The sequence below is a fragment of the Allobosea sp. genome (genome assembly GCF_051860145.1).
Taxonomy (GTDB): Bacteria; Pseudomonadota; Alphaproteobacteria; order Rhizobiales; family Beijerinckiaceae; genus Allobosea.
Genome location: NZ_JBHYEM010000021.1, coordinates 17,832 through 39,934, shown reverse-complemented (window position 1 = coordinate 39,934; position 22,103 = coordinate 17,832). Strand labels below are relative to the sequence as shown.

At 67.5% G+C, this 22,103-nt stretch carries 25 protein-coding genes; 12 read left to right on the top strand and 13 right to left on the bottom strand.

What is annotated here, in order from left to right:
• Positions 1–29: 29 nt before the first annotated feature.
• Genes ACTIF2_RS23480 through ACTIF2_RS23470 form a run of 3 tightly spaced genes read right to left on the bottom strand, consistent with a single transcriptional unit; the run spans position 30 to position 1,857 of the window.
• Positions 30–665: a 2-hydroxychromene-2-carboxylate isomerase gene (locus tag ACTIF2_RS23480; RefSeq protein ID WP_439499550.1), complete on the bottom strand. Its 636-nt coding sequence runs from the start codon at positions 663–665 to the stop codon at positions 30–32.
• A 20-nt stretch (positions 666–685) separates the two neighbouring features.
• Positions 686–1,216, bottom strand: a complete 531-nt coding sequence (locus ACTIF2_RS23475) for a hydrolase (RefSeq protein ID WP_439499549.1) — start codon at positions 1,214–1,216, stop codon at positions 686–688.
• Positions 1,216–1,857, bottom strand: a complete 642-nt coding sequence (locus ACTIF2_RS23470; protein WP_439499548.1) for a TetR/AcrR family transcriptional regulator — start codon at positions 1,855–1,857, stop codon at positions 1,216–1,218. Before ACTIF2_RS23470 ends, ACTIF2_RS23475 begins: the two co-directional genes overlap by 1 nt.
• An 86-nt stretch (positions 1,858–1,943) precedes the next feature.
• Here ACTIF2_RS23470 and ACTIF2_RS23465 point away from each other — a divergent pair, with 86 nt between their 5' ends.
• Positions 1,944–3,482, top strand: coding sequence for a 4-hydroxyphenylacetate 3-hydroxylase family protein (locus ACTIF2_RS23465; RefSeq protein WP_439499547.1), 1,539 nt, complete (start codon positions 1,944–1,946; stop codon positions 3,480–3,482).
• Between the two features lie 106 nt (positions 3,483–3,588).
• On the top strand, positions 3,589–5,238 hold the full coding sequence (locus ACTIF2_RS23460; RefSeq protein WP_439499546.1) for an acyl-CoA dehydrogenase family protein: 1,650 nt from the start codon (positions 3,589–3,591) through the stop codon (positions 5,236–5,238).
• A gap of 222 nt (positions 5,239–5,460) precedes the next feature.
• On the opposite strand, the gene ACTIF2_RS23455 is transcribed toward ACTIF2_RS23460, so the two are convergent.
• Positions 5,461–6,195, bottom strand: coding sequence for a DUF899 domain-containing protein (locus ACTIF2_RS23455; protein WP_439499545.1), 735 nt, complete (start codon positions 6,193–6,195; stop codon positions 5,461–5,463).
• Positions 6,196–6,366: 171 nt separating this feature from the next.
• Between ACTIF2_RS23455 and ACTIF2_RS23450 the strand changes: the two genes are divergently transcribed.
• The 5 genes from ACTIF2_RS23450 to ACTIF2_RS23430 all read left to right on the top strand — a co-directional run bounded on the left by ACTIF2_RS23450 (position 6,367) and on the right by ACTIF2_RS23430 (position 10,589).
• Entirely contained in the window at positions 6,367–6,831 is a 465-nt protein-coding gene (locus ACTIF2_RS23450) for a MarR family winged helix-turn-helix transcriptional regulator (RefSeq protein WP_439499544.1), read from the top strand.
• A gap of 83 nt (positions 6,832–6,914) precedes the next feature.
• On the top strand, positions 6,915–7,319 hold the full coding sequence (locus ACTIF2_RS23445) for a VOC family protein (protein ID WP_439499543.1): 405 nt from the start codon (positions 6,915–6,917) through the stop codon (positions 7,317–7,319).
• Between the two features lie 961 nt (positions 7,320–8,280).
• Positions 8,281–9,771: an MDR family MFS transporter gene (locus ACTIF2_RS23440; protein WP_439499542.1), complete on the top strand. Its 1,491-nt coding sequence runs from the start codon at positions 8,281–8,283 to the stop codon at positions 9,769–9,771.
• 116 nt (positions 9,772–9,887) lie between these two features.
• Positions 9,888–10,451 (top strand): DUF1269 domain-containing protein, encoded by a 564-nt coding sequence (locus ACTIF2_RS23435; RefSeq protein WP_439499541.1) that lies wholly within the window; start codon positions 9,888–9,890, stop codon positions 10,449–10,451.
• 9 nt (positions 10,452–10,460) lie between these two features.
• Entirely contained in the window at positions 10,461–10,589 is a 129-nt protein-coding gene (locus ACTIF2_RS23430; protein ID WP_439499540.1) for a hypothetical protein, read from the top strand.
• 170 nt (positions 10,590–10,759) lie between these two features.
• Here ACTIF2_RS23430 and ACTIF2_RS23425 read toward each other — a convergent pair whose 3' ends face one another.
• Together ACTIF2_RS23425 and dapD are read right to left on the bottom strand one after the other, a co-directional pair.
• On the bottom strand, positions 10,760–11,416 hold the full coding sequence (locus ACTIF2_RS23425) for a hypothetical protein (protein ID WP_439499539.1): 657 nt from the start codon (positions 11,414–11,416) through the stop codon (positions 10,760–10,762).
• Positions 11,417–11,486: 70 nt separating this feature from the next.
• A complete protein-coding gene (dapD, locus tag ACTIF2_RS23420; RefSeq protein WP_439499538.1) occupies positions 11,487–12,329 on the bottom strand; it encodes a 2,3,4,5-tetrahydropyridine-2,6-dicarboxylate N-succinyltransferase in 843 nt (280 codons plus the stop codon).
• A 144-nt stretch (positions 12,330–12,473) separates the two neighbouring features.
• Here dapD and ACTIF2_RS23415 point away from each other — a divergent pair, with 144 nt between their 5' ends.
• A complete protein-coding gene (locus tag ACTIF2_RS23415; protein WP_439499537.1) occupies positions 12,474–12,764 on the top strand; it encodes a hypothetical protein in 291 nt (96 codons plus the stop codon).
• A gap of 24 nt (positions 12,765–12,788) precedes the next feature.
• Here the strand turns inward: ACTIF2_RS23415 and tam are convergent, their stop codons facing one another.
• The 7 genes from tam to ACTIF2_RS23380 all read right to left on the bottom strand — a co-directional run bounded on the left by tam (position 12,789) and on the right by ACTIF2_RS23380 (position 18,107).
• A complete protein-coding gene (tam, locus tag ACTIF2_RS23410) occupies positions 12,789–13,559 on the bottom strand; it encodes a trans-aconitate 2-methyltransferase (protein ID WP_439499536.1) in 771 nt (256 codons plus the stop codon).
• 10 nt (positions 13,560–13,569) lie between these two features.
• The gene (gene rfbA, locus ACTIF2_RS23405) at positions 13,570–14,430 is read right to left on the bottom strand and encodes a glucose-1-phosphate thymidylyltransferase RfbA (RefSeq protein ID WP_439499535.1); all 861 of its coding nucleotides are present in this window, start codon (positions 14,428–14,430) and stop codon (positions 13,570–13,572) included.
• Positions 14,427–15,320 carry a dTDP-4-dehydrorhamnose reductase gene (gene rfbD / locus ACTIF2_RS23400; protein ID WP_439499534.1) on the bottom strand — a complete coding sequence of 298 codons (894 nt, stop codon included), beginning with the start codon at positions 15,318–15,320 and terminating at the stop codon, positions 14,427–14,429. Before rfbD ends, rfbA begins: the two co-directional genes overlap by 4 nt.
• Positions 15,317–16,372: a dTDP-glucose 4,6-dehydratase gene (gene rfbB / locus ACTIF2_RS23395; protein ID WP_439499533.1), complete on the bottom strand. Its 1,056-nt coding sequence runs from the start codon at positions 16,370–16,372 to the stop codon at positions 15,317–15,319. The genes rfbD and rfbB overlap by 4 nt, the downstream gene beginning before the upstream one ends.
• On the bottom strand, positions 16,372–16,947 hold the full coding sequence (rfbC, locus tag ACTIF2_RS23390; RefSeq protein ID WP_439499532.1) for a dTDP-4-dehydrorhamnose 3,5-epimerase: 576 nt from the start codon (positions 16,945–16,947) through the stop codon (positions 16,372–16,374). Before rfbC ends, rfbB begins: the two co-directional genes overlap by 1 nt.
• Positions 16,948–16,994: 47 nt before the next feature.
• On the bottom strand, positions 16,995–17,525 hold the full coding sequence (locus ACTIF2_RS23385) for a MarR family winged helix-turn-helix transcriptional regulator (protein WP_439499531.1): 531 nt from the start codon (positions 17,523–17,525) through the stop codon (positions 16,995–16,997).
• A gap of 78 nt (positions 17,526–17,603) precedes the next feature.
• Positions 17,604–18,107, bottom strand: a complete 504-nt coding sequence (locus ACTIF2_RS23380) for an Lrp/AsnC family transcriptional regulator (protein WP_439499530.1) — start codon at positions 18,105–18,107, stop codon at positions 17,604–17,606.
• 118 nt (positions 18,108–18,225) lie between these two features.
• Here ACTIF2_RS23380 and ACTIF2_RS23375 point away from each other — a divergent pair, with 118 nt between their 5' ends.
• The 4 genes from ACTIF2_RS23375 to ACTIF2_RS23360 are packed head-to-tail and all read left to right on the top strand — an operon-like array spanning position 18,226 to position 22,097.
• The gene (locus ACTIF2_RS23375) at positions 18,226–19,434 is read left to right on the top strand and encodes a diaminopropionate ammonia-lyase (protein ID WP_439499529.1); all 1,209 of its coding nucleotides are present in this window, start codon (positions 18,226–18,228) and stop codon (positions 19,432–19,434) included.
• A 23-nt stretch (positions 19,435–19,457) separates the two neighbouring features.
• Positions 19,458–20,072: a glutathione S-transferase family protein gene (locus tag ACTIF2_RS23370; RefSeq protein WP_439499584.1), complete on the top strand. Its 615-nt coding sequence runs from the start codon at positions 19,458–19,460 to the stop codon at positions 20,070–20,072.
• 46 nt (positions 20,073–20,118) lie between these two features.
• The gene (locus ACTIF2_RS23365) at positions 20,119–21,261 is read left to right on the top strand and encodes an amidohydrolase (RefSeq protein ID WP_439499583.1); all 1,143 of its coding nucleotides are present in this window, start codon (positions 20,119–20,121) and stop codon (positions 21,259–21,261) included.
• A 35-nt stretch (positions 21,262–21,296) separates the two neighbouring features.
• Positions 21,297–22,097, top strand: coding sequence for an aldolase (locus tag ACTIF2_RS23360; protein WP_439499528.1), 801 nt, complete (start codon positions 21,297–21,299; stop codon positions 22,095–22,097).
• Positions 22,098–22,103: the final 6 nt, after the last annotated feature.

Below are 22,103 nucleotides of genomic sequence, written 5' to 3'. Positions count from 1 at the left end.
GAAACTGGGCCGGCCGCCCTCCAGTTCCCTCAGGCCTGCCGCTGCAGGCCGACCGGCAGACGCGACACTCGCGCGATCTCGCCGCCGAGAAAGCGTTCCGGCTCCGTCAGATAGTCCTGCGCCATCGCCATGGCATCGAGACCCCAGAAGATCTCGCCGTCGATCAGCAGGCTCGGCACGCCGAAGATGCCGGCAGCGACCGCTTCCTCGGTGGCCTGCCGCAGCGCGTCCTTGACCGTCTGGTCACTGATGCCGGCGACGGCTTCGGGCGCGCCGGCGGCGGCCGCAACCTGCGCCAGCACAGCGGGGTCGCTGGCGTCGCGCCCCTCGCCCCAGACCAGGCGGAAGGCCTCGCGCACGGCGGCCTCGCGACCGTCCAGCGCGGTCAGCAGCCGCAGCATCGCGAGCGGGTTGAAGGGATGCGCCGGCGGAAAGCGGAAAGGCACGCCCATCGTAGCAGCCATATGCGTCACCAGGCGATAGGTGTGGACGCGCTTGGGGACGATCTCGGCCGGGCCGAGCTGGCCCCAATGCTTGAGCACGGCGCCGAAGACGATCGGCCTCATGATCACCTCGCGCTGCGCGGCGACCGCGTCGAGCCGGGTCAGGGCGAGATGGGCGAAGGGCGAGATGATGTCGAAATACCAGATCGCGGGTTCACTCATGGCGCATGGTTCCCCGGCACTCACTTGATCAGCTTGGACAAGACCCGGAACTGCGGATGCGCCGCCGTCCTGAGCCATTCGAACACCACCATCTCGGTGGTGACGATCTCGGCGCCGTGACGCTCCATCCGCCGGAGCGCCGCCGCCTTGCTGTCTGGGGCGCGCGAGCCGACCGCATCCTCCACCACGACGACGCGGCGCCCGTCCGCCAGCAGGCTGAGCACGGTCTGGCCGACGCAGACATGCGCCTCGCAACCGCAGATGACGAGCTCGTCATTCGCCGGAAGCGCATCAAGAAAAGCCGGCTCGGCGCAGGAATCGAAGCTCATCTTGGCGATGACCGGCCCGGCACCGGAAAGCTCCGGCACGGTGCCGCCGAGGCCGGCCGGATTCTGCTCGGTCATCACGATCGGCACGGCGAGCGCAGTCGCGGCCTCGACCAGCCGGCGCGCATTGGCGACGATCCGCGGCCCGTCATCGATGGCCGGCATCAGACGCGCCTGAAAGTCGATGATCACCAGCCGGGCGCGGTCGGCCTTCAGCAGCGGCATCAGCGTCCCTCCTTCGATGCCAGCCCTGCTAACGCAGCATCGACATAGCGCTCCATCAGCAGGCGCGCATCGGTTCCGAACATGCGGATGCGCTGGGTATGGGCCAGCAGCAAGACGCCCGAAGCATGGGCGAAGGCATCGGCCATGACCAGCCGGGCAGCCTCGGGCGACGCGCCGAGCTGCATCGCGGCGTCGCGGATCGGCGCGAGCGCCGCCTCGAGCGCCTCGTTCAGCGCCCTGTCGCGCTCGCGCCCCAGGCCGTGCGGGCGCATGCCGCCGCGGAACAGGTAGAAGCCGAGATCGAGATCGCGCGGATTGGCGGCGTAGAAATCGAAGAAGGCCAGCGCAGCGGCGTGCAGCCGCTCCTGCGGCGTCGTGGCCTTCGCCACCGCTTCGTCGACACGCGCCTGCAGGACCGCGATCGACTGGCCGAGCACCTCGGCATAGAGCGCTTCCTTGGAATCGAAATGGAAATAGAGCGCCGCCGGCGTGTAGCCGGCCTCGGCGGCGATGCCGCGCAGCGAGGCGCCGTCGAGTCCGTCGCGCTCGAAGACCGTCCGTGCCGCATCGAGGATGAGGCCGCGCTTCAGCTCAGTGACCGCGCGCTTGCGCCGCCCCGTCGTGCTCTCCGCCAGCACCATCCTGGATCCTTTCAAATTTCCGATTGACGCAAAATCTAACGGCGTTCAATTTTACGGGCAAGACGCAAAATCGTGAGGGATACGCCATGCTGATGGATGCCGCCGGCTATCGCGAGTCGCTTCGCAGCTATCACCCCCGCGTCTTCGTCAACGGCCAGCGCGTCGAGAGCGTGGCCGACGAGCCGATGCTGGCGCCGGGCATAGCCGGCATCGGCGTGGCCTATGACCTCGCCCATGACGAGACGCATCGGCCGATCATGACGGCGGTGCAGGCGAGCTCGGGCAAGACCGTCAACCGCATGACCCATATCGACGAGAGCGCGAGCGACCTGCTCGCCAAGCTCGAGGCGGTCAGGCTGATGTGCAAGATCTCGGGCTGCGCCGTGCGCTACCTGACCCATGACGCCTTCAACGGGCTCCATCAGGCGACGGCACGGGCCGACGCTCAGCACGGCACCGATTACGGGCAGCGCTTCCGCGCCTTCATGCACGAGGTCCAGGACAGGGACCTGACGCTCGGCATCGCCATGACCGACGCCAAGGGCGACCGCTCGAAGCGGCCGGGCGCGCAGCCGAACCGCGACGCCTATGTCCACATCAAGGAACGGCGCAAGAACGGCATCGTCATTCGCGGCACCAAGGCGATCGTCACCGGTGCTCCTTACGTCCACGAGTTCCTGGTGATGCCGTGCCGGACGCATGCGCCCGGCGACGAGGATTTCGCGGTCTGCTGCGCCGTGCCCTGCGATGCGCAGGGCGTGACGATCGTGGCGCGACCTGCGGGGCGGCCGGGCGACCCGGCGGCGAAATTCTCTGCGAAATACGGCCAGTCGACCGGCGTCGTGATGTTCGACGACGTCTTCGTGCCATGGGAGCGGGTCTTCATGGCCGGCGAGACCGAGGAGGCCGGCTTCCTGACCACCAGCTACGCCACGCATCACCGCCATAGCTGCATCGGCGCGCGCGCCGGCTTCGGCGACCTGCTGATCGGCGCCGGCGCGCTGATGATCGAGGCGAACGGACTCGACATTGAGCGCCACGGCCATGTCCGCGAGCAGATGGTCGAGCTGATCACCATCACGGAAAGCTTCTTCGCCTGCGGCGTCGCGGCTTCCGTCTACTGCCAGAAAGACCCGGCCGGAAACGTGATGCCGGACACAGTTTTCGCCAATATCGGCAAGCTGCTGCTCGCTACCAAGATCTATGACATGCACCGCATCGCCCATTACGTCTCCGGCGGCCTCGTCGTCGCGCTGCCGGGACCCGACGAGGACCACAATCCCGAGACGGCCGCCTCGCTTTCGGCGGTTCTCACCGGGCGGCCGGACATTCCCCACGCGCAGCGGGCCGAGGTCGCTCGCTTCATCGAGGACCTGACGGTGTCGAAGGAGGCCGGCTGGTATTCGGTGATCTCGCTGCATGGCGGCGGCTCGCCCGAGGCGATGAAGCGCGAGATCTGGCGCAACTATCCGGTGATGGAGAAGGTCGCGCTGGTCGAGAGCCTGCTCGATCGCGGCGTGCTGGCGGATGGTTCGCGGGTCTCGAAACAGCCCGGCCGCTGTTGCGTGACGGGCTGCGAGGTGCCGGAGCGGATCGGCGGCGAGCCGCGCGAGGCGGCCGAATAGACCACGCCGTCATACCCGAGCTTGTCCCGGGCATCCACGTCTTCGCTTGCCCACGTCAAAGACGTGGATGGTCGGCACAAGGCCGGCCATGACGAAAGGGCCTTCCATGACCATGCACGCCACCGCGACCCACCAGGTCCTCAACCAGGCCCGCCCGGCCACGGGCTGGAACGCCTTTTCCGACGATGCCGTGCTGCAGGGCATCGCCGGCCGCCATGCTCCCTGGGTCGCCGAGAAAGCACAGGCACTCGGCGCGCATGCGGGCGACGAGGCTGTGCAGGAACTCGCCCGGCTCGCCAACAAGTTCACGCCCGAATTGCGCACGCATGACCGCTTCGGCAGCCGCACCGACTGGGTCGAGCTCCATCCGGCCTGGCACGAGCTGATGACGCTCGCCTTCAGGCACGAGGTGCCCTCGCTCGCCTGGACGACATCGGAGCGCAACGGCCATGTCGCGCGCGGCGTGCTCTCCTATGTCTGGAACCAGATCGAGCATGGAACGGGATGCCCGACCGGCATGACCTATGCCGCCTGGCCCGGGCTCGCCCAGCCGGAATTCGCGCTCTGGCGTGAAAAGATCACGAGCGGCCAGTATGACCGGCGCCCGCTGCCCGTCACACAGAAGAGCGGGGCGACGATCGGCTATGCGATGACCGAGAAGCAGGGCGGCTCGGACCTGCGCCAGACCCAGACGACGGCGCGTTTCCTGGAGGATACGCCGGAGGGCCGGGTCTACCTGATCACCGGGCACAAATGGTTCTTCTCGGTGCCGCAATCGGACGGGTTCTTCACGCTGGCGCGGACCGAAAGCGGCGTCTCCTGCCTGTTCTGCCCCGGTTTCCTGCCGGATGGCAGCCGCAACCGCCTGCAGATCCAGCGCCTCAAGGACAAGGCCGGCAACCGCTCGAACGCCTCCTCCGAGGTCGAGTTCCGCGAGTGCCTGGGCTGGCTCGTCGGCGAGGAGGGCCATGGTATCCGCGAGATCCTCTCCCACGCCCACCTGACCCGGCTCGACTTCGCCATCGGCTCGGCCGGGCTGATGCGGCAGGCGCTGACGCTGGCGCTGAACCACACCCAGTCGCGCCAGGGTTTCGGCTCATCGCTGGCCGAGCAGCCGATGATGACCAACATCCTCGCCGATCTTGCGATCGACTCGGAAGCCGCGACGCTGATGGCCTTTCGCGTCGCAGCGGCGACCGACGCGATGGAGACCAGCGAACAGGAACGCCATGTCGCCCGGGTCGCGACGCCGCTGGCAAAATTCTGGAACTGCAAACGGGCCGCAGCCTTCGTGGTCGAGGCGCTGGAATGCCATGGCGGCAACGGCTTCATCGAGGAAAACCCGATGGCCCGGCTCTATCGCGAGGCGCCCCTCAACGCGATCTGGGAGGGCACGTCGAACATGATGTGCATGGACGTGCTGCGCGCCTTCAACCGCGACCCACGCACCAAGGACGCCTTCATGGCCGAGATCGGCACGGCGCGCGGCGCCAACCGGGCCCTCGACCGCTGGCTCGACAGGCTTGGCAATGAGGCCGCAAAGCCGCGCAACGACGATGGCCATGGCCGGCGGCTCGCCAATCTGATGGCCTATGCGCTGCAGGCCTCCGAGCTGAGGAAGCATGCCGATGAGGCGGTGTTCGAAAACTTCTGCCGCTCGCGGCTCGACGCCGACTGGGGCTATGTCTTCGGCACGCTCGAGCCCTCGCCGGAGCTGGCGGGAATCGTCAGGCGCGCCAGCGTGGCACGGGGATAGGGCTCTCGCCATCCCACAGCCGTCATTCCGGCCGCAGCGAAGCGGAGCGCCGGAATCCATCGTAGAGCTCAGGTGCCTTACGATGGATTCTGGAGCTGCGCCGCTTCGCGACTTGTCCGGAATGACGAGTTTCGTCGCGGTGAGAACGCGCGTCCCAAGCCCGCTTCCCGGCGAGGAGCGGGCAACCCTACCATCCCTATGCGCGTGTCGCCCTTCGCCGCCTCAGGCGGCGCAGCAGCCATGCGCCTTCGGCTTCTGCTCGTATTCGTCGTGCCGCTTGACGAAGTTCATGGTCGTGTCCTCGTTGCGGCCCTTGGGCGCGCGGTCGAGGATCATCAAGGTGCCGATCATCTCCTCGCCGCCGCGCGCATAGGACGAATAGGTGTGGAACACCTCGCCCTGCTCGTTGCGGATGAAGGCGCTGGTGCCCGGCAGCTCGTCATGGGCGTCCCCCACCGGCGTGCGGGTGAAATTGTAGAGCACGGCCTCGCCCTTCAATTCCTCCGGCGTGAAGGAGACGTGATAGTCGAAATTGAAATCGCTGCCGAAGGACGAGACCCAGGGGAAGTTCCAGCCCATCCGCTTCCTGTAGGCCTCGATCTTGTCGAGCGGCGCGCGCGAGACCACGACCAGCGTGACGTCATGGTTGTTCAGATGCGGCAGGGTGCCGTCGAAATGATCGGCCATGAAGGAGCAGCCGGTGCAGCCCTCCTCCCAGTCCGGCCCAAGCATGAAATGATAGATGATGAGCTGGCTGCGACCGTCGAACAGGTCGGCGAGGCTGCGCTGCCCCGTCGGGGTGTCGAAGACATAGTCCTTGTCGACCTTGACCCAGGGCAGCGCCTGGCGCTCGGCATTGACCTTGTCGCGCAGGCGGGTCTCCTCCTTCTCGCGCGCCAGCAGCGCCTTGCGCGCCGTGAGCCATTCCTCCCGCGAGACGACCGGATGATGCTGCATGATCTTCCTCCTGCTAGAGCACGCGCCAATCAGATTGCGCAGCAATCCGTTCGAGCACGCGTTCTCCATCCAAAGTTCAGAGGCGGATTCACCGATCAGGTCGGTTCGATCTGATCGGATCCGGCTCCAGGCCCCCTTGACATGATAGGTTGATATCAACATAAAAACCCCATGTCAAAACCCATTCCCGGCCTCGGCGAGATGCAGCTGCCCTTCGAGACGACGCTGCTCGTGCGCGATCATTGCCTGTGCCTGCATGTCCAGCGGGCGGCGCGGGCCCTGGCGCGGCGCTTCGACGAGGCCCTGCGGCCCTTGGATCTGACCAATGGCCAGTTCTCGCTGCTGATGTCGCTGAACCGGCCGCGGCCGCCGAGCCTGGGACCGGTCGCGGAACTCCTGGCGATGGACCGCACGACCTTGACGGCCGCGTTGAAGCCGCTGCAGCGCCGCGGCCTGCTGGCGGTGACGGTCGATCCGAAGGACCGGCGCAGCCGGCTCCTGATCCTGACCCAGGACGGCAGGGCCCTGCTCGCCAGCGCCATGCCGATCTGGCAGCGCACGCATGAGGCCATCGACGCGCTGCTGCCCGACACCGATCCTGCCCGGTTCAGGCAGGACCTGCGGGCATTGTCCTAGCCCAGCACGCAGCCGCCGGGCCGGCGGTCCGCTTCCTCAACCAAACCACCAACCGCCAACCCACCCAAATGCAAGGAGCAACCATGCCCCAGATGATTTTCGTCAACCTGCCGGTGAAGGACCTGCCCAAATCTAAGGCGTTCTTCGAGGCGCTCGGCTTCAGCTTCAATCCGCAATTCTCCGACGACACCGCCGCCTGCATGGTGATCAGCGACACGATCTACGCGATGCTGCTGACCCATGAGAAATTCGCGGGCTTCGCGCCCCAGCCGATCGCCGACAGCAGCAAAGTGACCGAAGTGCTGACCTGCCTGTCGCGCGAAAGCCGCGCCGACGTCGATTCGATGGTCAAGGCGGCAGTGGCCGCCGGCGGCAGGACCTATGCCGAGCCGCAGGACCACGGCTTCATGTATGGCCACGGCTTCCAGGATCTCGACGGTCATGTCTGGGAACTGATGTGGATGGATCCAGCGGCGGTTCAAAGTTGAACCGGGCGCGACAACACGCCGCCTCCAAAAAGGGCAGCGCTGCTGCCCTTTTCCTCTTGCGATAGCGAACGCCACCCCCTATTTCGAGTGCACCGCAGCAGCGATGCTGCGTCGCCCTCCTTGGGCGTTTCCTCCCTAGACTTCGGGCTGCGCGCAAGCGCGGCCCTTTTTCTTTTCAGCACTTCCCTTCTCCCCCTGCGGGAGAAGGTGGCTCCGCGAAGCGGAGACGGATGAGGGGTCGCGCACCGCTTTTGAATCCTCGCGTCCGACGAGCTCCGCATTCGGAAAGCCCTGCGCGACCCCTCACCCCAGCCCTCTCCCGCAGGGGGAGAGGGGGCCTGTCGCGCCGCCCGCGCCAAAATCCCCGCCGGCTGGTGCCGCGAGGCTCTCGCTGGTCGCTCTGCGATCCCGAGGGATGCGCGGGACGAGATGGCGCCGCAGCCTGGCGCCGCGTGTCGATGTCGATGTCGATGTCGAGATGTCGAGGCAGCGCCGCTGGGCCGCCACCTCGTCCCGCGCGCGGTTCTCTATGACCCGTCCGTCCGGCGGCCTGGCAGGCCTCCCGGGCGCAAGCCCGGCGACGGACGGGCCTCCGCCGCCACGACCCGCGACGGTCGTGGCTGACGGACACCGCCACTCCGCCCGGCCGCACGATGCCTCGCGACAGCCCCCTTGGTCGGGCGGAGCGAGCGCAGGATAGGGGTGTTTCAGGCGCCGGGGATAAACGGGCGGCGTTATCACCGTCAGTGGGAGCACGGCGCGGGGAACCCTCTCCCGGAAGGAGAGGGTTCCCCGCGGCGTTTACGGTTGGCGTCGCGCAAGGAGCCTATCCCCCGCGAGCGACACAAGTCCGTGATCGCCGCCCTTCACAGCCCTGCCCTGCGCGCCCGCCCCTAGTGCATGGCTCAGCCCGGTTCTACAGAGTGCTATTCCCCAAACGCACGGGCGAGCACGAATACCGATGGACAAGCGGGTCGACACGGATGGGCCGAAGCCGTCCCTGACCGAGGCGGATATCCGCGCGATCATCATCGGCATCATGCTCGCCATGTTCCTGGCGGCGCTCGACCAGACCATCGTCGCCACCGCGATGCCGACGATCGGCCGCGAGCTCGGCGACGTCACGCATCTGCCCTGGGTCGTGACCTCCTATCTGCTGGCCTCGACCGCGGTGACCCCGCTCTACGGCAAGGTCGCCGACATCCATGGCCGCCGCATCACATTGCTCGCCGGCATCGTGATCTTCATCGTCGGCTCGGCCGCCTGCGCGATGGCGCCCTCGCTCTGGCTGCTGGTGGTGGCGCGCTTCGTCCAGGGGCTCGGTGGCGGCGGACTGATCGCCATGGCGCAGACCATCATCGGCGACATGGTGCCGCCGAAGGAGCGCGGCAAATACCAAGTCTACATCGCCAGCGTGTTCTTCGCTTCGTCGCTGCTCGGGCCGGTGCTGGGCGGCGTGATCTCCGAGGCGCTGCACTGGTCGGTGATCTTCTGGATCAACCTGCCGCTCGGGCTCGTGGCCTATCTCATGACCAGCAGCGCCCTGAAGCGGCTGCCGCGCCATGAGCGGCCGCACAAGCTCGACTGGCTCGGCGCCTTCCTGATGACCAGCGCGACGGTGACGCTGTTGCTCGCCTTGTCCTGGGGCGGGGTGCGCCATCCCTGGACCTCGGCTCCGATCCTCGGCCTGGTCGGCGTCTCGCTCCTGCTCTGGATCGTCTTCGCCTGGCGGCTCAAGACGGCCGACGAGCCGCTGATCCCGCTCGCGATCCTGGCCAACCCGGTCGTGCGCGCCGGCACGATCGCGGCCGGGTTCGGCATGGGCACCTTCATTGGCCTGACCATCTACCTGCCGCTCTATTTCGAGACGGTCGCCGGGCTCTCGGCCGCCAACTCCGGCATGGGGCTGATCCCGCTGACCTGCGGCACGGTGCTGGGCGCCACGGCGTCGGGCCGGGCGATGACGCGGCTCAAGCACTATAAGCGCGTGCCTCTGGCCGGGCTCTGCATCGCGCTCGTCGGCACGGCGATGCTCGTGCTGTTTGCGGGCAAGATCTCGCTCGTCTCCTTCGGAGCGATCCTCGCCGTGATCAGCCTCGGTTTCGGCACGCTGCTGCCGGTCGCGACTGTCTCGATCCAGAACGCCGTGCAGCCGCACCAGCTCGGGACGACGACGGCGACCGCCAATTTCTTCCGGCAGATCGGCGGGGCGCTGATCGTCGCGGTCTTCGGCGCGATCGTGCTCGGCGGCGTCGGGGCCGGCGCCGGCGTCACGGCCGAGACCCTGCAGGCCGGCACGACGGACCGCACCACCATGGTGCAGCTCTTCCAATATGTCTTCGCGGCGACCTTCGCCGGCTTCGCGCTGTCGCTGATCTTCCTGATCAAGATGAAGGAGATGCCGCTGCGCGGCCGCGCGATCGAGGCGGCAAAGGAGATCGCCGGGGAGTAGCGCCGAAAGAGGCGCGGGGAACCAAGCGCGACGCGTGAGCGTTCAGCGCAGCGGCCTGCCGCAAACCCGTCACAGGGCGGCGTCAAGCTGGCTTTCCCGCCTCAGGAGAAACTCCCATGTCCGATCTCGTCGTCATCGTCTACCCGACCGAGGCCAAGGCCGAGGAGATGCGCCAGAAGATCATCGGCCTGCAAAAGGAATACCTGATCGAGATCGGCGACGCCGCCATCGCCGTCATGCACGAGGGTGGCAAGGTCAAGCTGAACCAGCTGCTCAACACCACGGCGCTGGGCGCCGTCTCCGGCAGCTTCTGGGGCCTGCTGATCGGCGCGATCTTCCTGATGCCGGTCTTCGGCGCGGCGCTCGGCGCGGCGTCCGGCGCGCTCGGCGGCGCTCTGACCGACTACGGCGTCAATGACGGCTTCATGAAGGAGCTCTCGGCCAGCCTGCAGCCGGGCAATGCCGCGCTCTTCCTGCTGATCCGCAAGATGACCGCCGACAAGGTGCTCGAGGCGATCAAGGGCTCGGGCGGCGTGGTGCTCAAGACCTCGCTCGACCATAGCCGCGAGCAGGCGCTGCGCGACGCGATCTCCGCCTCGCCCGGCGCGGTGGAACATCCCTCGACGCCGGCCGCCCCGATCGCCGCGACGGGCGGCGAGGCGCCGAAGCCGGTCGGCTGAGGGCCGGCCATGAGGCGGAAACTGCGCGCGGCGCTCGCCCTCGCCTTGACGCTGACGACGCTCTCGACAGGTCTCGGCGGCTGCGCCAAACCCGCCTGCTGCCGCGGCCATCTGCATATCTGCCTGAGCTGCGGCTGAGCGGGCGCATCGCAGGCCGTCATTGCGAGCGTAAGCGAAGCAATCCAGGAGGGCTCGCGCTTTAGCCCTGGATTGCTTCGTCGCTTCGCTCCTCGCAATGACGGTGCGTGCCGCGTCGAACGTGCCCGGCGCTGCTTGAAAGTAACGCCGGTCGCCCAATCAAGCGAAGGTCAGGGCGCAGAGCGGCAGAGTGAATAGAGGGACGTGCTTCTTATTCGGCTCGGGAAATCTCCCAGCCGGTGCGTGCGGAGCAGTTGGAGATCGAGCGACAAGCATCCGATGGCGTATTCGGGCGATGCAAGATCGACCCACGAGCCGTGTATCTCTGTGTGTCCGATCCAATTCGGCCGATCCGTTGCCGCATCAGCGATCACGGGCTGTTTCACCAGCTCGTTGAGATCGTACCCCGGCTCCGCATGGCGGATACAGGTGTATTTCGGCGGCTTCGGGCAAGCTACCAAACTCCTCGAACCGCCATACCCTGAGAATTCACGGCGCGCCTCGAGAACCAGGTAGGTCCTGCTGGCGGTTGCGTGATCCTGAGTAAGAACACCACGCTTCAAATAGGGAACTGGACCATCCCTAAAACGCGACACCACGTTACAACCGTCGTCTGCGAAGACACATTGGTCTTCAGCCATGATCCTCCACATCACGCGGAAGCGATCATTCTCCGGTTCGGAGATCAGTCGTTGATCGTAGTCCGGGCGCGATCGCTCTGCGGGCTTGCCATTCGCCGGCTCAGATTGATCCTGCGCGAGAGCGACATTCCAGTCCGCTCCGCCTACGATTCCTGCAGCGATCAAGCAGATTTTGAGAACGCGCACCGCATCAGCTCCGTCCTGGAGGCTAATGCGGCGGGCAGGCCTCATTCAAGGCGCATCTGCTATGCGCAGCTCAGTCTCGCAGCAATTCGTTGATGCCGGTCTTGGCGCGGGTCTGGGCGTCGACCGTCTTGACGATGACGGCGCAATAGAGCGAGGGGCCGGGCGTGCCGTCGGTGAGGGGCTTGCCGGGCAGCGAGCCGGAGACCACCACCGAATAGGGCGGCACCTTGCCGATATGGACCTTGCCGGTGGCGCGGTCGACGATCTTGGTCGAGGCCGAGATGAAGACGCCCATCGAGATCACCGAGCCCTCGCCGACGACGACGCCCTCGACCACCTCGGAGCGGGCGCCGATGAAGCAGTTGTCCTCGATGATGGTCGGGTTGGCCTGAAGCGGCTCGAGCACGCCACCGATGCCGACGCCGCCCGAGAGATGCACGTTCTTGCCGATCTGGGCGCAGGAGCCGACCGTCGCCCAGGTGTCGACCATCGTGCTGGCATCGACATAGGCGCCGATATTCACGAAGGACGGCATCAGCACGACGTTCGGCGCGATATAGGCGCCGCGGCGCACGGTCGCCGGCGGCACGACGCGGAAGCCGGCGGCGCGGAAGCGGTTCTCGCCCCAGCCTTCGAATTTCGACGGAACCTTGTCCCAGAAGCCGCCCTCGCCCGGACCGCCGGGAATGACCTTGTTGTCGTTGAGGCGGAAGGAGAGCAGCACCGCCTTCTTCAGCCATTGATGCGTGACCCATTCGCCGTCGATCTTCTCGGCGACGCGCGCCTCGCCGGAATCGATCAGCTCGATCGCCTGCTCGACCGCGTCGCGCACCGCGCCTTGCGTATTGATGCCGATCTCGGCCCGGTTCTCCCAGGCGGCGTCGATGGTGGCGGCAAGATCGGTCAGGCTCATCGTCGGACTCCAGCGTTCGGACAGCGCCGGAGCGATGGCGGATGGCGGCGGCGGCGTCAAGATGCGGCCGGCGCCACCTGGAACGATGGCGTCCGCGCCGGGTTATACCTGCCGGCGACAGCTTCTCCCGCATCGGAGGCGAACATGAGCCGGATCGTCCTTTCACTGCTGCTCCTGCTGGCCGCGGGGATCGCAACAGCCGAGGCGCGGCCCTCCACCACGAACCGCTCCTGCAGCGCCAACCGGCAAAGCGTCGCGGCAAGCGGCGCGATCGTGCTCGGCACCGGCGGCCATACCTATGACCGCTTCGTCCGCAATCGCAGCTTCTGCGAGTTCGACGAACGGGCCGAGCCGGCCTGGGTGCCGAGCCGCGACCGGGCAAGCTGCTTCATCGGCTACCGCTGCAAGAGCGACGAGCCGCTCTGGTTCGACTGAGACGCACGGTTCAGCGTCTGGGGTTCAGCGTGTCGCGACGATGAACAGCCGGGGGAAGGGCAGCAGGACCGTGCCGTCGGGATGGGCCGGATAGGCGCGCGCGACGGCCTCCTGGTAGCGGGCGAGGAACGCCGCGCGTTCGGCCTCGTCGAGCGGATCGATGAACGGGCGCAGGCCGCTGCCCTTGAACCATTCGACGACCGCGGCAGCGCCCCCGGCGAGCGGGTGATGATAGGTGGTGCGCCAGATGTCGAGCGCGCCGACGCTCTCCCGCAGCACCCGGTAATACCAGTCGGCCTCATGCCGCGGCGCCCGGGCATTTGCCGCTTTAGCCAGTTTGCCTGCCCATGGCCCGTCGGCGGCGATCTCGCGCATCAGGCGATGAGCCGGCTCGTCGAGATTGTCGGGCATCTGCACGGCGAGGCTGCCGCCAGGCGCCAGCTTCGCGACGAGCCCCGGGAACAGGACCTCATGGTCGGGCAGCCATTGCAGCACGGCATTGGCCAGGATCACGTCGAAGGGACCAGGCCCCCGCCACGCGGCGATATCGGCGACCTCGAAAGCGATGCCGGGCATTCGCGCGCGGGCCGCCTCGATCATGTCGGCGGAGGAGTCCATGCCGGTGACGGCCGCATCGGGAAAGCGGGCCTGAAGCAGTTCCGTCGAGTTGCCCGGGCCGCAGCCGATATCGACGGCCGTCGCGACCTTGTCCGTCCGGATCTGGGCGAGCAGATCCCGGATCGGGCGGTTACGCTCATCCTCGAACTTGGTGTATTGCCGTGCCGACCAGCTCATTTCGATCCCCTCACAGCAAACGCGCCAGATATTGCCCATAGCTCGACTTGGCCGTCAGCTTCGCCAGCTCGGCCAGTTGCTCACGGGTGATGAAGCCCTTGCGGAAGGCGATCTCCTCCGGGCAGGAGATCTTCATGCCCTGGCGCCGTTCGAGAATCTCGATGAACTGGCCAGCTTCCATCAGGCTTTCATGCGTGCCGGTGTCGAGCCAGGCGAAGCCGCGGCCCATGACCTGCACATGCAGCGCGCCACGCGCCATATAGGCGCGGTTGACGTCGGTGATCTCGATCTCGCCACGCGCCGACGGCTTGATGCCGGCCGCGATGTCGAGCACCTCGTTGTCGTAGAAATACAGGCCGGTGACCGCGAGGTTGGACTTGGGCTGCGCCGGCTTCTCCTCGATCGAGACGCCCCTGCCCTGCCCGTCGAGTTCGACCACGCCGTAGCGCTGCGGATCGGAGACGACATAGCCGAAGACGGTGGCGCCGCTCTCTCGCGCCACGGCCTGCGCCATCAGCTCGGGCAGGCCGTGCCCGTAGAAGATGTTGTCGCCCAGCACGAGCGCGACACGGTCCGTTCCGACGAAATCGCGCCCGACGATGAAGGCATCGGCGAGACCGCGCGGCTCGGGCTGGACGGCATAGCTCAGGCTCAGCCCGAATTGCGAGCCGTCTCCCAGCAGGCGGACGAACAGTGCCTGGTCGTGCGGGGTGGTGATGATCAGGATCTCGCGGATGCCGGCGAGCATCAGCGTCGAGAGCGGGTAATAGATCATCGGCTTGTCGTAGACCGGCAGAAGCTGCTTCGAGACCACCGAGGTCACCGGGTGCAGCCGCGTGCCGGAGCCACCGGCGAGAATGATGCCCTTCATGAAACCCTCTGCGCCATCAGCGAAGCCACGACCTCGTTCACGCGTTCCTGCCATGGCCGGGCACGATAGCCGAAGGTCGCAGCGAAACGTGATGAATCGAGCACCGAATTGGCCGGGCGGCGCGCCGGCAGCGGGTAGTCGGCCGTCGTAATCGCCTCGACGACGGGCCGGCGGCCGCTGAAACGGGCCTGCGCTTCGACGATGGCCTCGGCGAAGCCGTGCCAGCTCGTCTCGCCCTGCCCGGCAAAGTGGTAGGTGCCCCAGGGCTCGGCACCGGCCAGCAGGGCCGCATGAACGGCCAGGATCGCCTCGGCGAGATCGCGCGTCGCGGTCGGGCAGCCGCGCTGGTCGGCGACGACGCGCAGCACATCGCGCTCGCCGGCGAGGCGCAGCATCGTCTTCAGGAAATTGGCACCGTGGATGCCGTAGACCCAGGCGGTGCGCAGGATGACGTGGCGCGGCTGGAGCGCACGCAGACTGGCCTCGCCCTCCGCCTTGCTCGCACCATAGACGCCGAGCGGCGTGACGGCGTCGCTCTCGAGATAGGGGCCGGGCTTGCTGCCGTCGAAGACATAGTCGGTCGAGATGTGGAGCAGCGGAACGCCGGCGGCGGCGGTCGCCTCGGCGAGGATGGCAGGGCCTTCGGCATTGACGGCGTAGGCGGCCAGGGTGTCGCTCTCGGCCCGGTCGACGGCGGTATAGGCGGCGGCGTTGACCACGAGAGCGGGACGATGCGCCTGCAAGGCGGCGGCGACGGCCGCGGCATTGGTGATGTCGCCCTCAGTGCGGGTCAGGCCGACGAGCGGGATGCCGCGTTCCGCCGCCAGCGCCGAGAGCTCGCGGCCGAGCTGGCCGCCAGCGCCGAAGAGCAGGATCGGGGCGGCGCTCACGACAGCCCCAGCCGCTCGCCGCGATAGAGCCCGCTGCGGATGCGGCCCCACCAGTGCGGATTGTCGAGATACCAGCGCACCGTCTTCTCCAGCCCGCTCTCGAAACTCTCCTGCGGCCGCCAGCCGAGCTCGCGCGCGATCTTGCCCGCGTCGATGGCATAGCGCCGGTCATGGCCCGGCCGGTCGGCGACGAAGCGGATGAGCTTTTCGCGCGGGCCGATCGCGGTGTCGGGAGCGAAGCGGTCGACGAGGCCGCAAATGGCGCGGACGACGTCGAGATTGGTGCGTTCGGCATTGCCGCCGACATTGTAGCTCTCGCCCGGCAACCCTGTTTCGGCGATCAGGCAAAGGGCACGCGCATGGTCCTCGACATGGAGCCAGTCGCGGACCTGGCCGCCATCGCCATAGACCGGCAGCTCCTTGCCTTCGAGCGCGTTGAGGATGACGAGCGGGATCAGCTTCTCGGGGAAGTGATAGGGCCCGTAATTGTTCGAGCAGTTCGAGAGCACGACCGGCAGGCCGTAGGTATGGTGCCAGGCGCGAACGAGATGGTCGGAGGCCGCCTTGGAGGCGGAATAGGGCGAGTTCGGCTGATAGGGCGTGGTCTCGCTGAATAGGCCGTCGGCGCCGAGCGAGCCAAAAACCTCGTCGGTCGAGACATGGTGGAAGCGGAATCCGGCCTGCTCCGCCTGAGGCAGTGACCGCCAATATTCAAGCGCCGCCTGCAGCAAGACATAGGTTCCGACGACATTGGTCTGGATGAAGGCGCCCGGCCCGTCGATCGAGCGGTCGACATGGCTTTCGGCGGCGAGATGCATCACCACGTCGGGCCGGAAGCTCGCGAGCGCCTCGCGCATTGCAACGGGATCGCCGATATCGGCCTTGAGGAAGGCGTAGCGCGGATCGGTCTCGGCCGGCTTCAGATTGTCGAGATTGCCGGCATAGGTCAGCTTGTCGACGACGAGCACCTCATGCCCTGTCCCGGCGATCAGATGGCGCACCACAGCCGAGCCGATGAAGCCGGCGCCGCCGGTGACCAGGAAACGCGACATCACTTGTCCTCGTAGACGAAGGGGCTGACGAAGCCGGTAAAGCCGGGCAGCTCGGCATCCTTGCCGGAGAGCTGCGCTTCGTCCTTGGTCACAGGCCAGTCGATGGCGAGAACCGGATCGGCCCAGGACAGGCCGCCTTCGCATTCAGGCGCATAGAGCCCGTCGACCTTGTAGGCGACCTCGGTGTCGGGCTCGAGCGTGCAGAAGCCATGGGCGAAGCCGCGCGGCACGAAGAGCTGCTCGGCGCCCTCGGCGCTGAGACGCGCAGCGCACCAGCGGCCGTAATGCGGCGAGCCGCGCCGGAGATCGACCGCGACGTCGAAGACCGCCCCCTTCAGCACGCGCACCAGCTTGGCCTGCTCGGCCGGCGCCGTCTGATAATGCAGGCCGCGCACGGTGCCTGGCCTGGCGGAAAGCGACTGGTTGTCCTGCACGAAGACGGCCGCGATGCCTGCCGCGGCGAAGACGTCATGGCTATAGGTTTCCATGAAATAGCCGCGCGCATCGCCGAAGCGGCGTGGACGGACCAGCACCGGCCCTGGAACGGCGAGCGGTTCGAAGCTGAATTTGGACATCGGCATTCCCGTCGGGAGCGGCAGGTATCCCTGCCGTCCCGGCCCTGTCAACGCCGCGCGCCCGGTGCGGGAGCCTCGTCATCGGGCCTGAATCCGCGCAATTCCGGCAGTCGCCGGTGGATGCGCCTGAGCAAGGCGGTGAGTTGCGCGACCTCATCGGGTGAAAAATCGGCGAGGATGAGGCGTTCCCGCTGCAAGGCGACGGCGATCAGCCGGTCATGCAGCGCATAGCCGCTCGCGGTCAGCTCGAGCACCTGGCGGCGCGCGTCGCGCGCATCCCCGTTCTCGGCGACATGGCCGGCCGCGACGAGGGCGGCGACGCTGCGGCTGACCGCGCCCTTGTCGAGGCCGATCACCTCGCAAATGCGCTGCGCGGCGATCTGCGGCTCGATCGCCAGCTGCGAGATGACACGCCATTCGGTGACCCCGACGCCGAACAGGTCGAGATAGAGGCGAGACGAGCTGCGCGACCAGGTGTTCGAGATCGCGGTCAGGAAATAGGGAACGTAGTGGGCGAGATCGAGCACCGACCGGTCCCCGTCGCCGCCCCTGGCCTTGCGGCGCTTGGTCGAAGCCATGGCGTATCCATCGTCGAGCCCCGCTCATCTGCCACGCCGCCGGTGCCAAGGGCAAGCCGGGGGCGGCGCGGCGGCCTCTCAGGTCCCGGTCGACGATGCGTCGAGCGGAACGCCGAGCCCGACCTTGACGCGGTCCATCGCGACGAAGGTGCGGAACTTGCGGACATTGTTGTTGGCGAAGAACAGCCGCCGCGTCAGCGCCTCGTAGGCGGCCATGCTGGAGACGAGGATGACCAGCACGAAATCGGCCTCGCCGGTGACGTAATAGCATTGCTGCACTTCGGGAGCCGCGGTGAAGTCGCGTTTGGCCGCATCGATCAGGTCGGCGCGCTCGCTCTCCAGCTCGACCTCGACGAAGATGGTGATCGGCTGGCCGAGCCGGGCCGGATCGAGCAGCGCGACATTGGCCTGGATGATTCCGGCCTCCTCCATGCGCCTGATGCGGCGCTGGACGGCCGGCGCGGAGAGATTGACCGCCTCGCCGATCACCCGCTGCGGCGTCGTGTTGTCACGCTGCAGGATGCGCAGGATCGCGAGGTCGAAAGCGTCCAGCGTGAACGAGGTCGAAGCGGCTTTCTTCACATAAGGCTCCCGAATGCCCGGCACGGCGAAACAAACTTGCATCGCGCGCTCCCAATCTCAGCGGTTTTTTCGCGCGGACCGCAATATCCTTTCGTCGCCACGAAATGGAGACGCCGCGATGTTCCTGCCCAACCGACATCCTGACCATGGCAGGCCGCTGGACCCCGTCGATGCGCAGACGCTCGGCGTCGCCGCTGCCGCCGAGGTCGAGCGCCATCTGAGCCATCGCGACAACCATGCCGAGACGCCGCTGCGGGCATTGCCGGCCATGGCGGGCGCGCTCGGGCTCGGCGCGATCCACCTCAAGGACGAGGGCTTTCGGCTCGGGCTCGGCAGCTTCAAGGCGCTGGGCGGCGCCTATGCCGTGTTCCAGCTGGTGCTGGAAGAGGCGGGCCGGCAGCTCGGCCGGCCGGTCGACATCGCCGAGCTCAACAGTCCGGAGGTGCGGGCCGTCGCGGCCGGGATGACGGTCGCCTGCGCCACCGATGGCAATCACGGGCGCTCGGTGGCGCAGGGCGCGCAGCTTGCCGGGGCCAAGGCAGCGATCTTCGTGCATGCCCGCGTCAGCGACGAACGGGTCGCCGCGATCGCCCGCTTCGGCGCCAGGATGATCCGGGTCGAGGGCACCTATGACGATTCGGTCGCGGAAGCGGCAAGGGTCGCGGAGACGGAAGGCTGGACCGTCGTCTCCGACACCTCCTGGCCCGGCTACGAGCGCATCCCCGGGCTGGTGATGCAGGGCTATACCGTGATCATCCGCGAGGCGCTGCGGGCGCTTCGCGAACCGCCGAGCCATGTCTTCGTCCAGGCCGGCGTCGGCGGAATCGCGGCCGCGGCGGCGGGCCACCTCGCCCTGGCGCTCGGCGAGAGACGGCCGCGCTTCGTCGTGGTCGACCCTGCGCGCGCCGCCTGCATCTTCGAGACGGCGAAGGCCGGCCATCCGGTCAAGGTCGCCCATGGCGAGCCGACCGTGATGGCGATGCTCGAATGCTACGAGCCTTCGCCCGTCGCCTGGCGGGTGCTCGCGCGCCTCGCCGACGGCTTCATGACGGTCGAGGACGAGGAGGCCGTCGCGGTGATGAACCGGCTGGCGCGGCCGGCCGGCGAAGACCCCGCCATCGTCTCGGGCGAAAGCGGCGGCGTCGGACTGGCGGGCGTTATCCAGGCGGCGGGAGATCCCGCGATCCGCGAGCAGCTCGGCCTCGATGCGACCTCGCGCATTCTCGTCATCAATACGGAAGGCGCCACCGACCCCGCGCGCTATGCCGAACTTGTCGGGATGACGCCACAGCAGGTCGTCTCCCGCGCCGAGCCGGTGCGCGCGTGACCGGCGGCGCCCAGGGTGCGACCATGGAGCTGATCTATCAGAGTCATTCGCCCTATGCGCGCAAGGTCCTGGTCTTTGCCCATGAGGCCGGGGTGGCCGGACGGCTGCGCGTCATCCATCAGGAGACGAGTCCGACCAACCGGAACGAGGCGGTCTTCGCCGTCAATCCGCTCGGCAAGGTGCCGGTCCTGATCCGGTCGCAAGGCGGCGCGATCTTCGATTCGACGGTGATCTGCGATTATCTCGACGGCATGGGCGGCATCCGGCTCGTCCCGGAGGATGGCGAAGCGAGATGGGCGGCGCTGCGCCTGCAGGCGCTCGCCCAGGGCCTATGCGACGCGGGGATCTCACTGCGCTGGGAAACCGTGCGCCGGCCCGAGCCCCTGCGCTATTCTCCGCTGGTCGAGGGGCTGACGATGAAGCTCGTCGAATCCTACGACCATCTCGAACGCGAGGCCGATTTCGAGACGCCGCTCCATATCGGCCATATCGCGCTCGCGACCGCGCTCGCCTGGCTGGAGTTCCGTGGGCTGCCCGGTTTCGAGGACGGACGGCCGCGCCTTGCCCGATGGTATCGCGCCTTCGCGGAGCGCCCCTCCATGCGGGCCACGGCCTATAGCGGCGAGACGCAGGACTGAACGCGGGATTTCGAGGGAGGAAACGGTGACGAAGCTCGATCCGGACATGCTCGCTGCCGAGATGCGCGGCTGGCGGCACGACCTGCACGCCCATCCAGAATTCGGCTTCGAGGAGACGCGCACCGCCGCCTTCGTCGCGGCGAAGCTGCGGGAATTCGGCCTCGACGAGGTCACCGAGGGCGTCGGCGGCACCGGCGTCGTCGGCACCTTGAAGCGCGGCAGCGGCAACCGGGCGATCGCGCTCAGGGCCGACATGGACGCGCTGCGCATCGCCGAGCAGAGCGAGCAGCCCTATCGCTCGCAGACCCCCGGCACCATGCATGCCTGCGGCCATGACGGACATACCGCAATGCTGCTCGGCGCGGCGAAGCTGCTGGCGGCGGAAGGCGGCTTCGACGGCACCGTGCGCTTCGTCTTCCAGCCCGCCGAGGAATGGGGCAAGGGCGCGCTCGCCATGCTCGATGGCGGGCTGATGGAGCGCTTCCCGTTCGAGGAGATCTACGGGCTGCACAATGCGCCGGGACTGCCGATCGGCCATTTCGAGACCCGCGCCGGTCCGATCATGTCGGCGGAGGACAATTTCGAGATCGCGCTCAGGGGCGTCGGCGGGCATGCCGCACGGCCGCAGGCCGGTAACGAGGTGCTGGTCGCTGCCTGCGCGCTGGTGACGAATCTCCAGACCATCGTCTCGCGGCGCCTCTCACCGGCCGACATCGCCGTCGTCTCGGTGACCGAGCTGATCACCGACGGCACGCGCAACGCCTTGCCCGGCCTCGCCCGCATCCTCGGCGATGCGCGCAGCTTCCGGCCGGAGGTGAGCACCGAAATCGAGAAGCAGATGCGCATCATCACGGACGGGATCGCGCTCGCCTACAACGTCGCAGCGGATGTCAGCTACACGCGCGAATTCGTGCCGCTGGTGAATGACGAGGCCCTGACGCGGGAGGCGCTCGCGGCGGCCGAAGGCGTGTTCGGCGCGCAGAACGTGGCCACCGCCCGCGAGCCCGCGACGGGCTCCGAGGATTTCGCCCGGTTCCTCGCGCATGTGCCGGGCTGCTTCGCCTTCGTCGGCAATGGCGACTCGGCGCCCTTGCACAATCCTTGCTACGATTTCGATGATGCCGGGCTGATCCACGGCGCGCGCTTCCACGCCGCGATCACACGTCAACGCCTGCGTCCGGCATCCTAGCCGACATTCGTTCTTCCAGAGCCCGGAGTTACCTGATGGCCCATTCCCTCAAGCCCGGCATCGCGAGCGCTGCGACTACGCCCGGCCCGAACCAGCCCGCGCTCGATTCCGAGGCGGTGCGCGAGGCCAGGGCCGACCTCGCCGCCTGTTTCCGCATGGCGGCGCGCTACGGGCTGGAGGAGGGCATCTGCAACCATTTCTCGGCGCTGGTGCCGGGCTATGACGACCTCTTCATCGTCAATCCTTACGGCTATGCCTTCCGTGAGCTGACCGCCTCGAAGCTGCTGATCTGCGACTTCCACGGCAATGTCGTCTCCGGCGAGGGCCAGCCCGAGGCGACGGCCTTCTACATCCATGCGCGCATCCACAAGGCGATCCCGCGCGCCAAGGTCGCCTTCCACACCCATATGCCCTATGCGACGGCGCTCTCGATGACCGAGGGCGAGCCGCTGATCTTCGCCGGGCAGACCTCGCTGAAATTCTACGGCCGCACCGCCGTGGACCGGGACTATAACGGGCTCGCCCTCGACGAGCGCGAAGGCGACCGCATCGCCGGCGCGATCGGCGACGCCGACATCGTCTTCATGAAGCATCACGGCGTGATGGTGCTCGGCCCGACCATCGCGGAAGCCTGGGACGATCTCTATTATCTCGAGCGCGCCTGCGAGGTGCAGACGCTGGCGCTCTCGACCGGGCGCGAGGTCCGGCCGGTGGCGCCGGCCATCGCCGAGGCGGCCTATCACCAGATGCGCGCCGGTGACGCGGAATCAGCGGCGCTGCATCTGGCCTCGGTCCGGCGCACGCTCGACCGCGAGGAGCCCGAATATCGCAGCTAGCCCATA

What these genes read in the sequence shown, in the direction of transcription:
- dapD (WP_439499538.1), bottom strand. Translation starts at nt 12,329, where the DNA reads ATGAGCCTGACCGATCTTGCCGCCACCATCGACGCCGCCTGGGAGAAC.
- ACTIF2_RS23460 (WP_439499546.1), top strand. Translation starts at nt 3,589, where the DNA reads ATGACCATGCACGCCACCGCGACCCACCAGGTCCTCAACCAGGCCCGC.
- ACTIF2_RS23375 (WP_439499529.1), top strand. Translation starts at nt 18,226, where the DNA reads ATGTTCCTGCCCAACCGACATCCTGACCATGGCAGGCCGCTGGACCCC.
- ACTIF2_RS23430 (WP_439499540.1), top strand. Translation starts at nt 10,461, where the DNA reads ATGAGGCGGAAACTGCGCGCGGCGCTCGCCCTCGCCTTGACGCTGACG.
- ACTIF2_RS23475 (WP_439499549.1), bottom strand. Translation starts at nt 1,216, where the DNA reads ATGCCGCTGCTGAAGGCCGACCGCGCCCGGCTGGTGATCATCGACTTT.
- ACTIF2_RS23365 (WP_439499583.1), top strand. Translation starts at nt 20,119, where the DNA reads ATGCTCGCTGCCGAGATGCGCGGCTGGCGGCACGACCTGCACGCCCAT.
- ACTIF2_RS23415 (WP_439499537.1), top strand. Translation starts at nt 12,474, where the DNA reads ATGAGCCGGATCGTCCTTTCACTGCTGCTCCTGCTGGCCGCGGGGATC.
- ACTIF2_RS23440 (WP_439499542.1), top strand. Translation starts at nt 8,281, where the DNA reads ATGGACAAGCGGGTCGACACGGATGGGCCGAAGCCGTCCCTGACCGAG.
- ACTIF2_RS23370 (WP_439499584.1), top strand. Translation starts at nt 19,458, where the DNA reads ATGGAGCTGATCTATCAGAGTCATTCGCCCTATGCGCGCAAGGTCCTG.
- ACTIF2_RS23445 (WP_439499543.1), top strand. Translation starts at nt 6,915, where the DNA reads ATGCCCCAGATGATTTTCGTCAACCTGCCGGTGAAGGACCTGCCCAAA.
- tam (WP_439499536.1), bottom strand. Translation starts at nt 13,559, where the DNA reads ATGAGCTGGTCGGCACGGCAATACACCAAGTTCGAGGATGAGCGTAAC.
- ACTIF2_RS23360 (WP_439499528.1), top strand. Translation starts at nt 21,297, where the DNA reads ATGGCCCATTCCCTCAAGCCCGGCATCGCGAGCGCTGCGACTACGCCC.
- ACTIF2_RS23465 (WP_439499547.1), top strand. Translation starts at nt 1,944, where the DNA reads ATGCTGATGGATGCCGCCGGCTATCGCGAGTCGCTTCGCAGCTATCAC.
- ACTIF2_RS23480 (WP_439499550.1), bottom strand. Translation starts at nt 665, where the DNA reads ATGAGTGAACCCGCGATCTGGTATTTCGACATCATCTCGCCCTTCGCC.
- ACTIF2_RS23435 (WP_439499541.1), top strand. Translation starts at nt 9,888, where the DNA reads ATGTCCGATCTCGTCGTCATCGTCTACCCGACCGAGGCCAAGGCCGAG.
- ACTIF2_RS23450 (WP_439499544.1), top strand. Translation starts at nt 6,367, where the DNA reads ATGTCAAAACCCATTCCCGGCCTCGGCGAGATGCAGCTGCCCTTCGAG.
- rfbC (WP_439499532.1), bottom strand. Translation starts at nt 16,947, where the DNA reads ATGTCCAAATTCAGCTTCGAACCGCTCGCCGTTCCAGGGCCGGTGCTG.
- rfbB (WP_439499533.1), bottom strand. Translation starts at nt 16,372, where the DNA reads ATGTCGCGTTTCCTGGTCACCGGCGGCGCCGGCTTCATCGGCTCGGCT.
- ACTIF2_RS23455 (WP_439499545.1), bottom strand. Translation starts at nt 6,195, where the DNA reads ATGCAGCATCATCCGGTCGTCTCGCGGGAGGAATGGCTCACGGCGCGC.
- ACTIF2_RS23385 (WP_439499531.1), bottom strand. Translation starts at nt 17,525, where the DNA reads ATGGCTTCGACCAAGCGCCGCAAGGCCAGGGGCGGCGACGGGGACCGG.
- ACTIF2_RS23470 (WP_439499548.1), bottom strand. Translation starts at nt 1,857, where the DNA reads ATGGTGCTGGCGGAGAGCACGACGGGGCGGCGCAAGCGCGCGGTCACT.
- rfbA (WP_439499535.1), bottom strand. Translation starts at nt 14,430, where the DNA reads ATGAAGGGCATCATTCTCGCCGGTGGCTCCGGCACGCGGCTGCACCCG.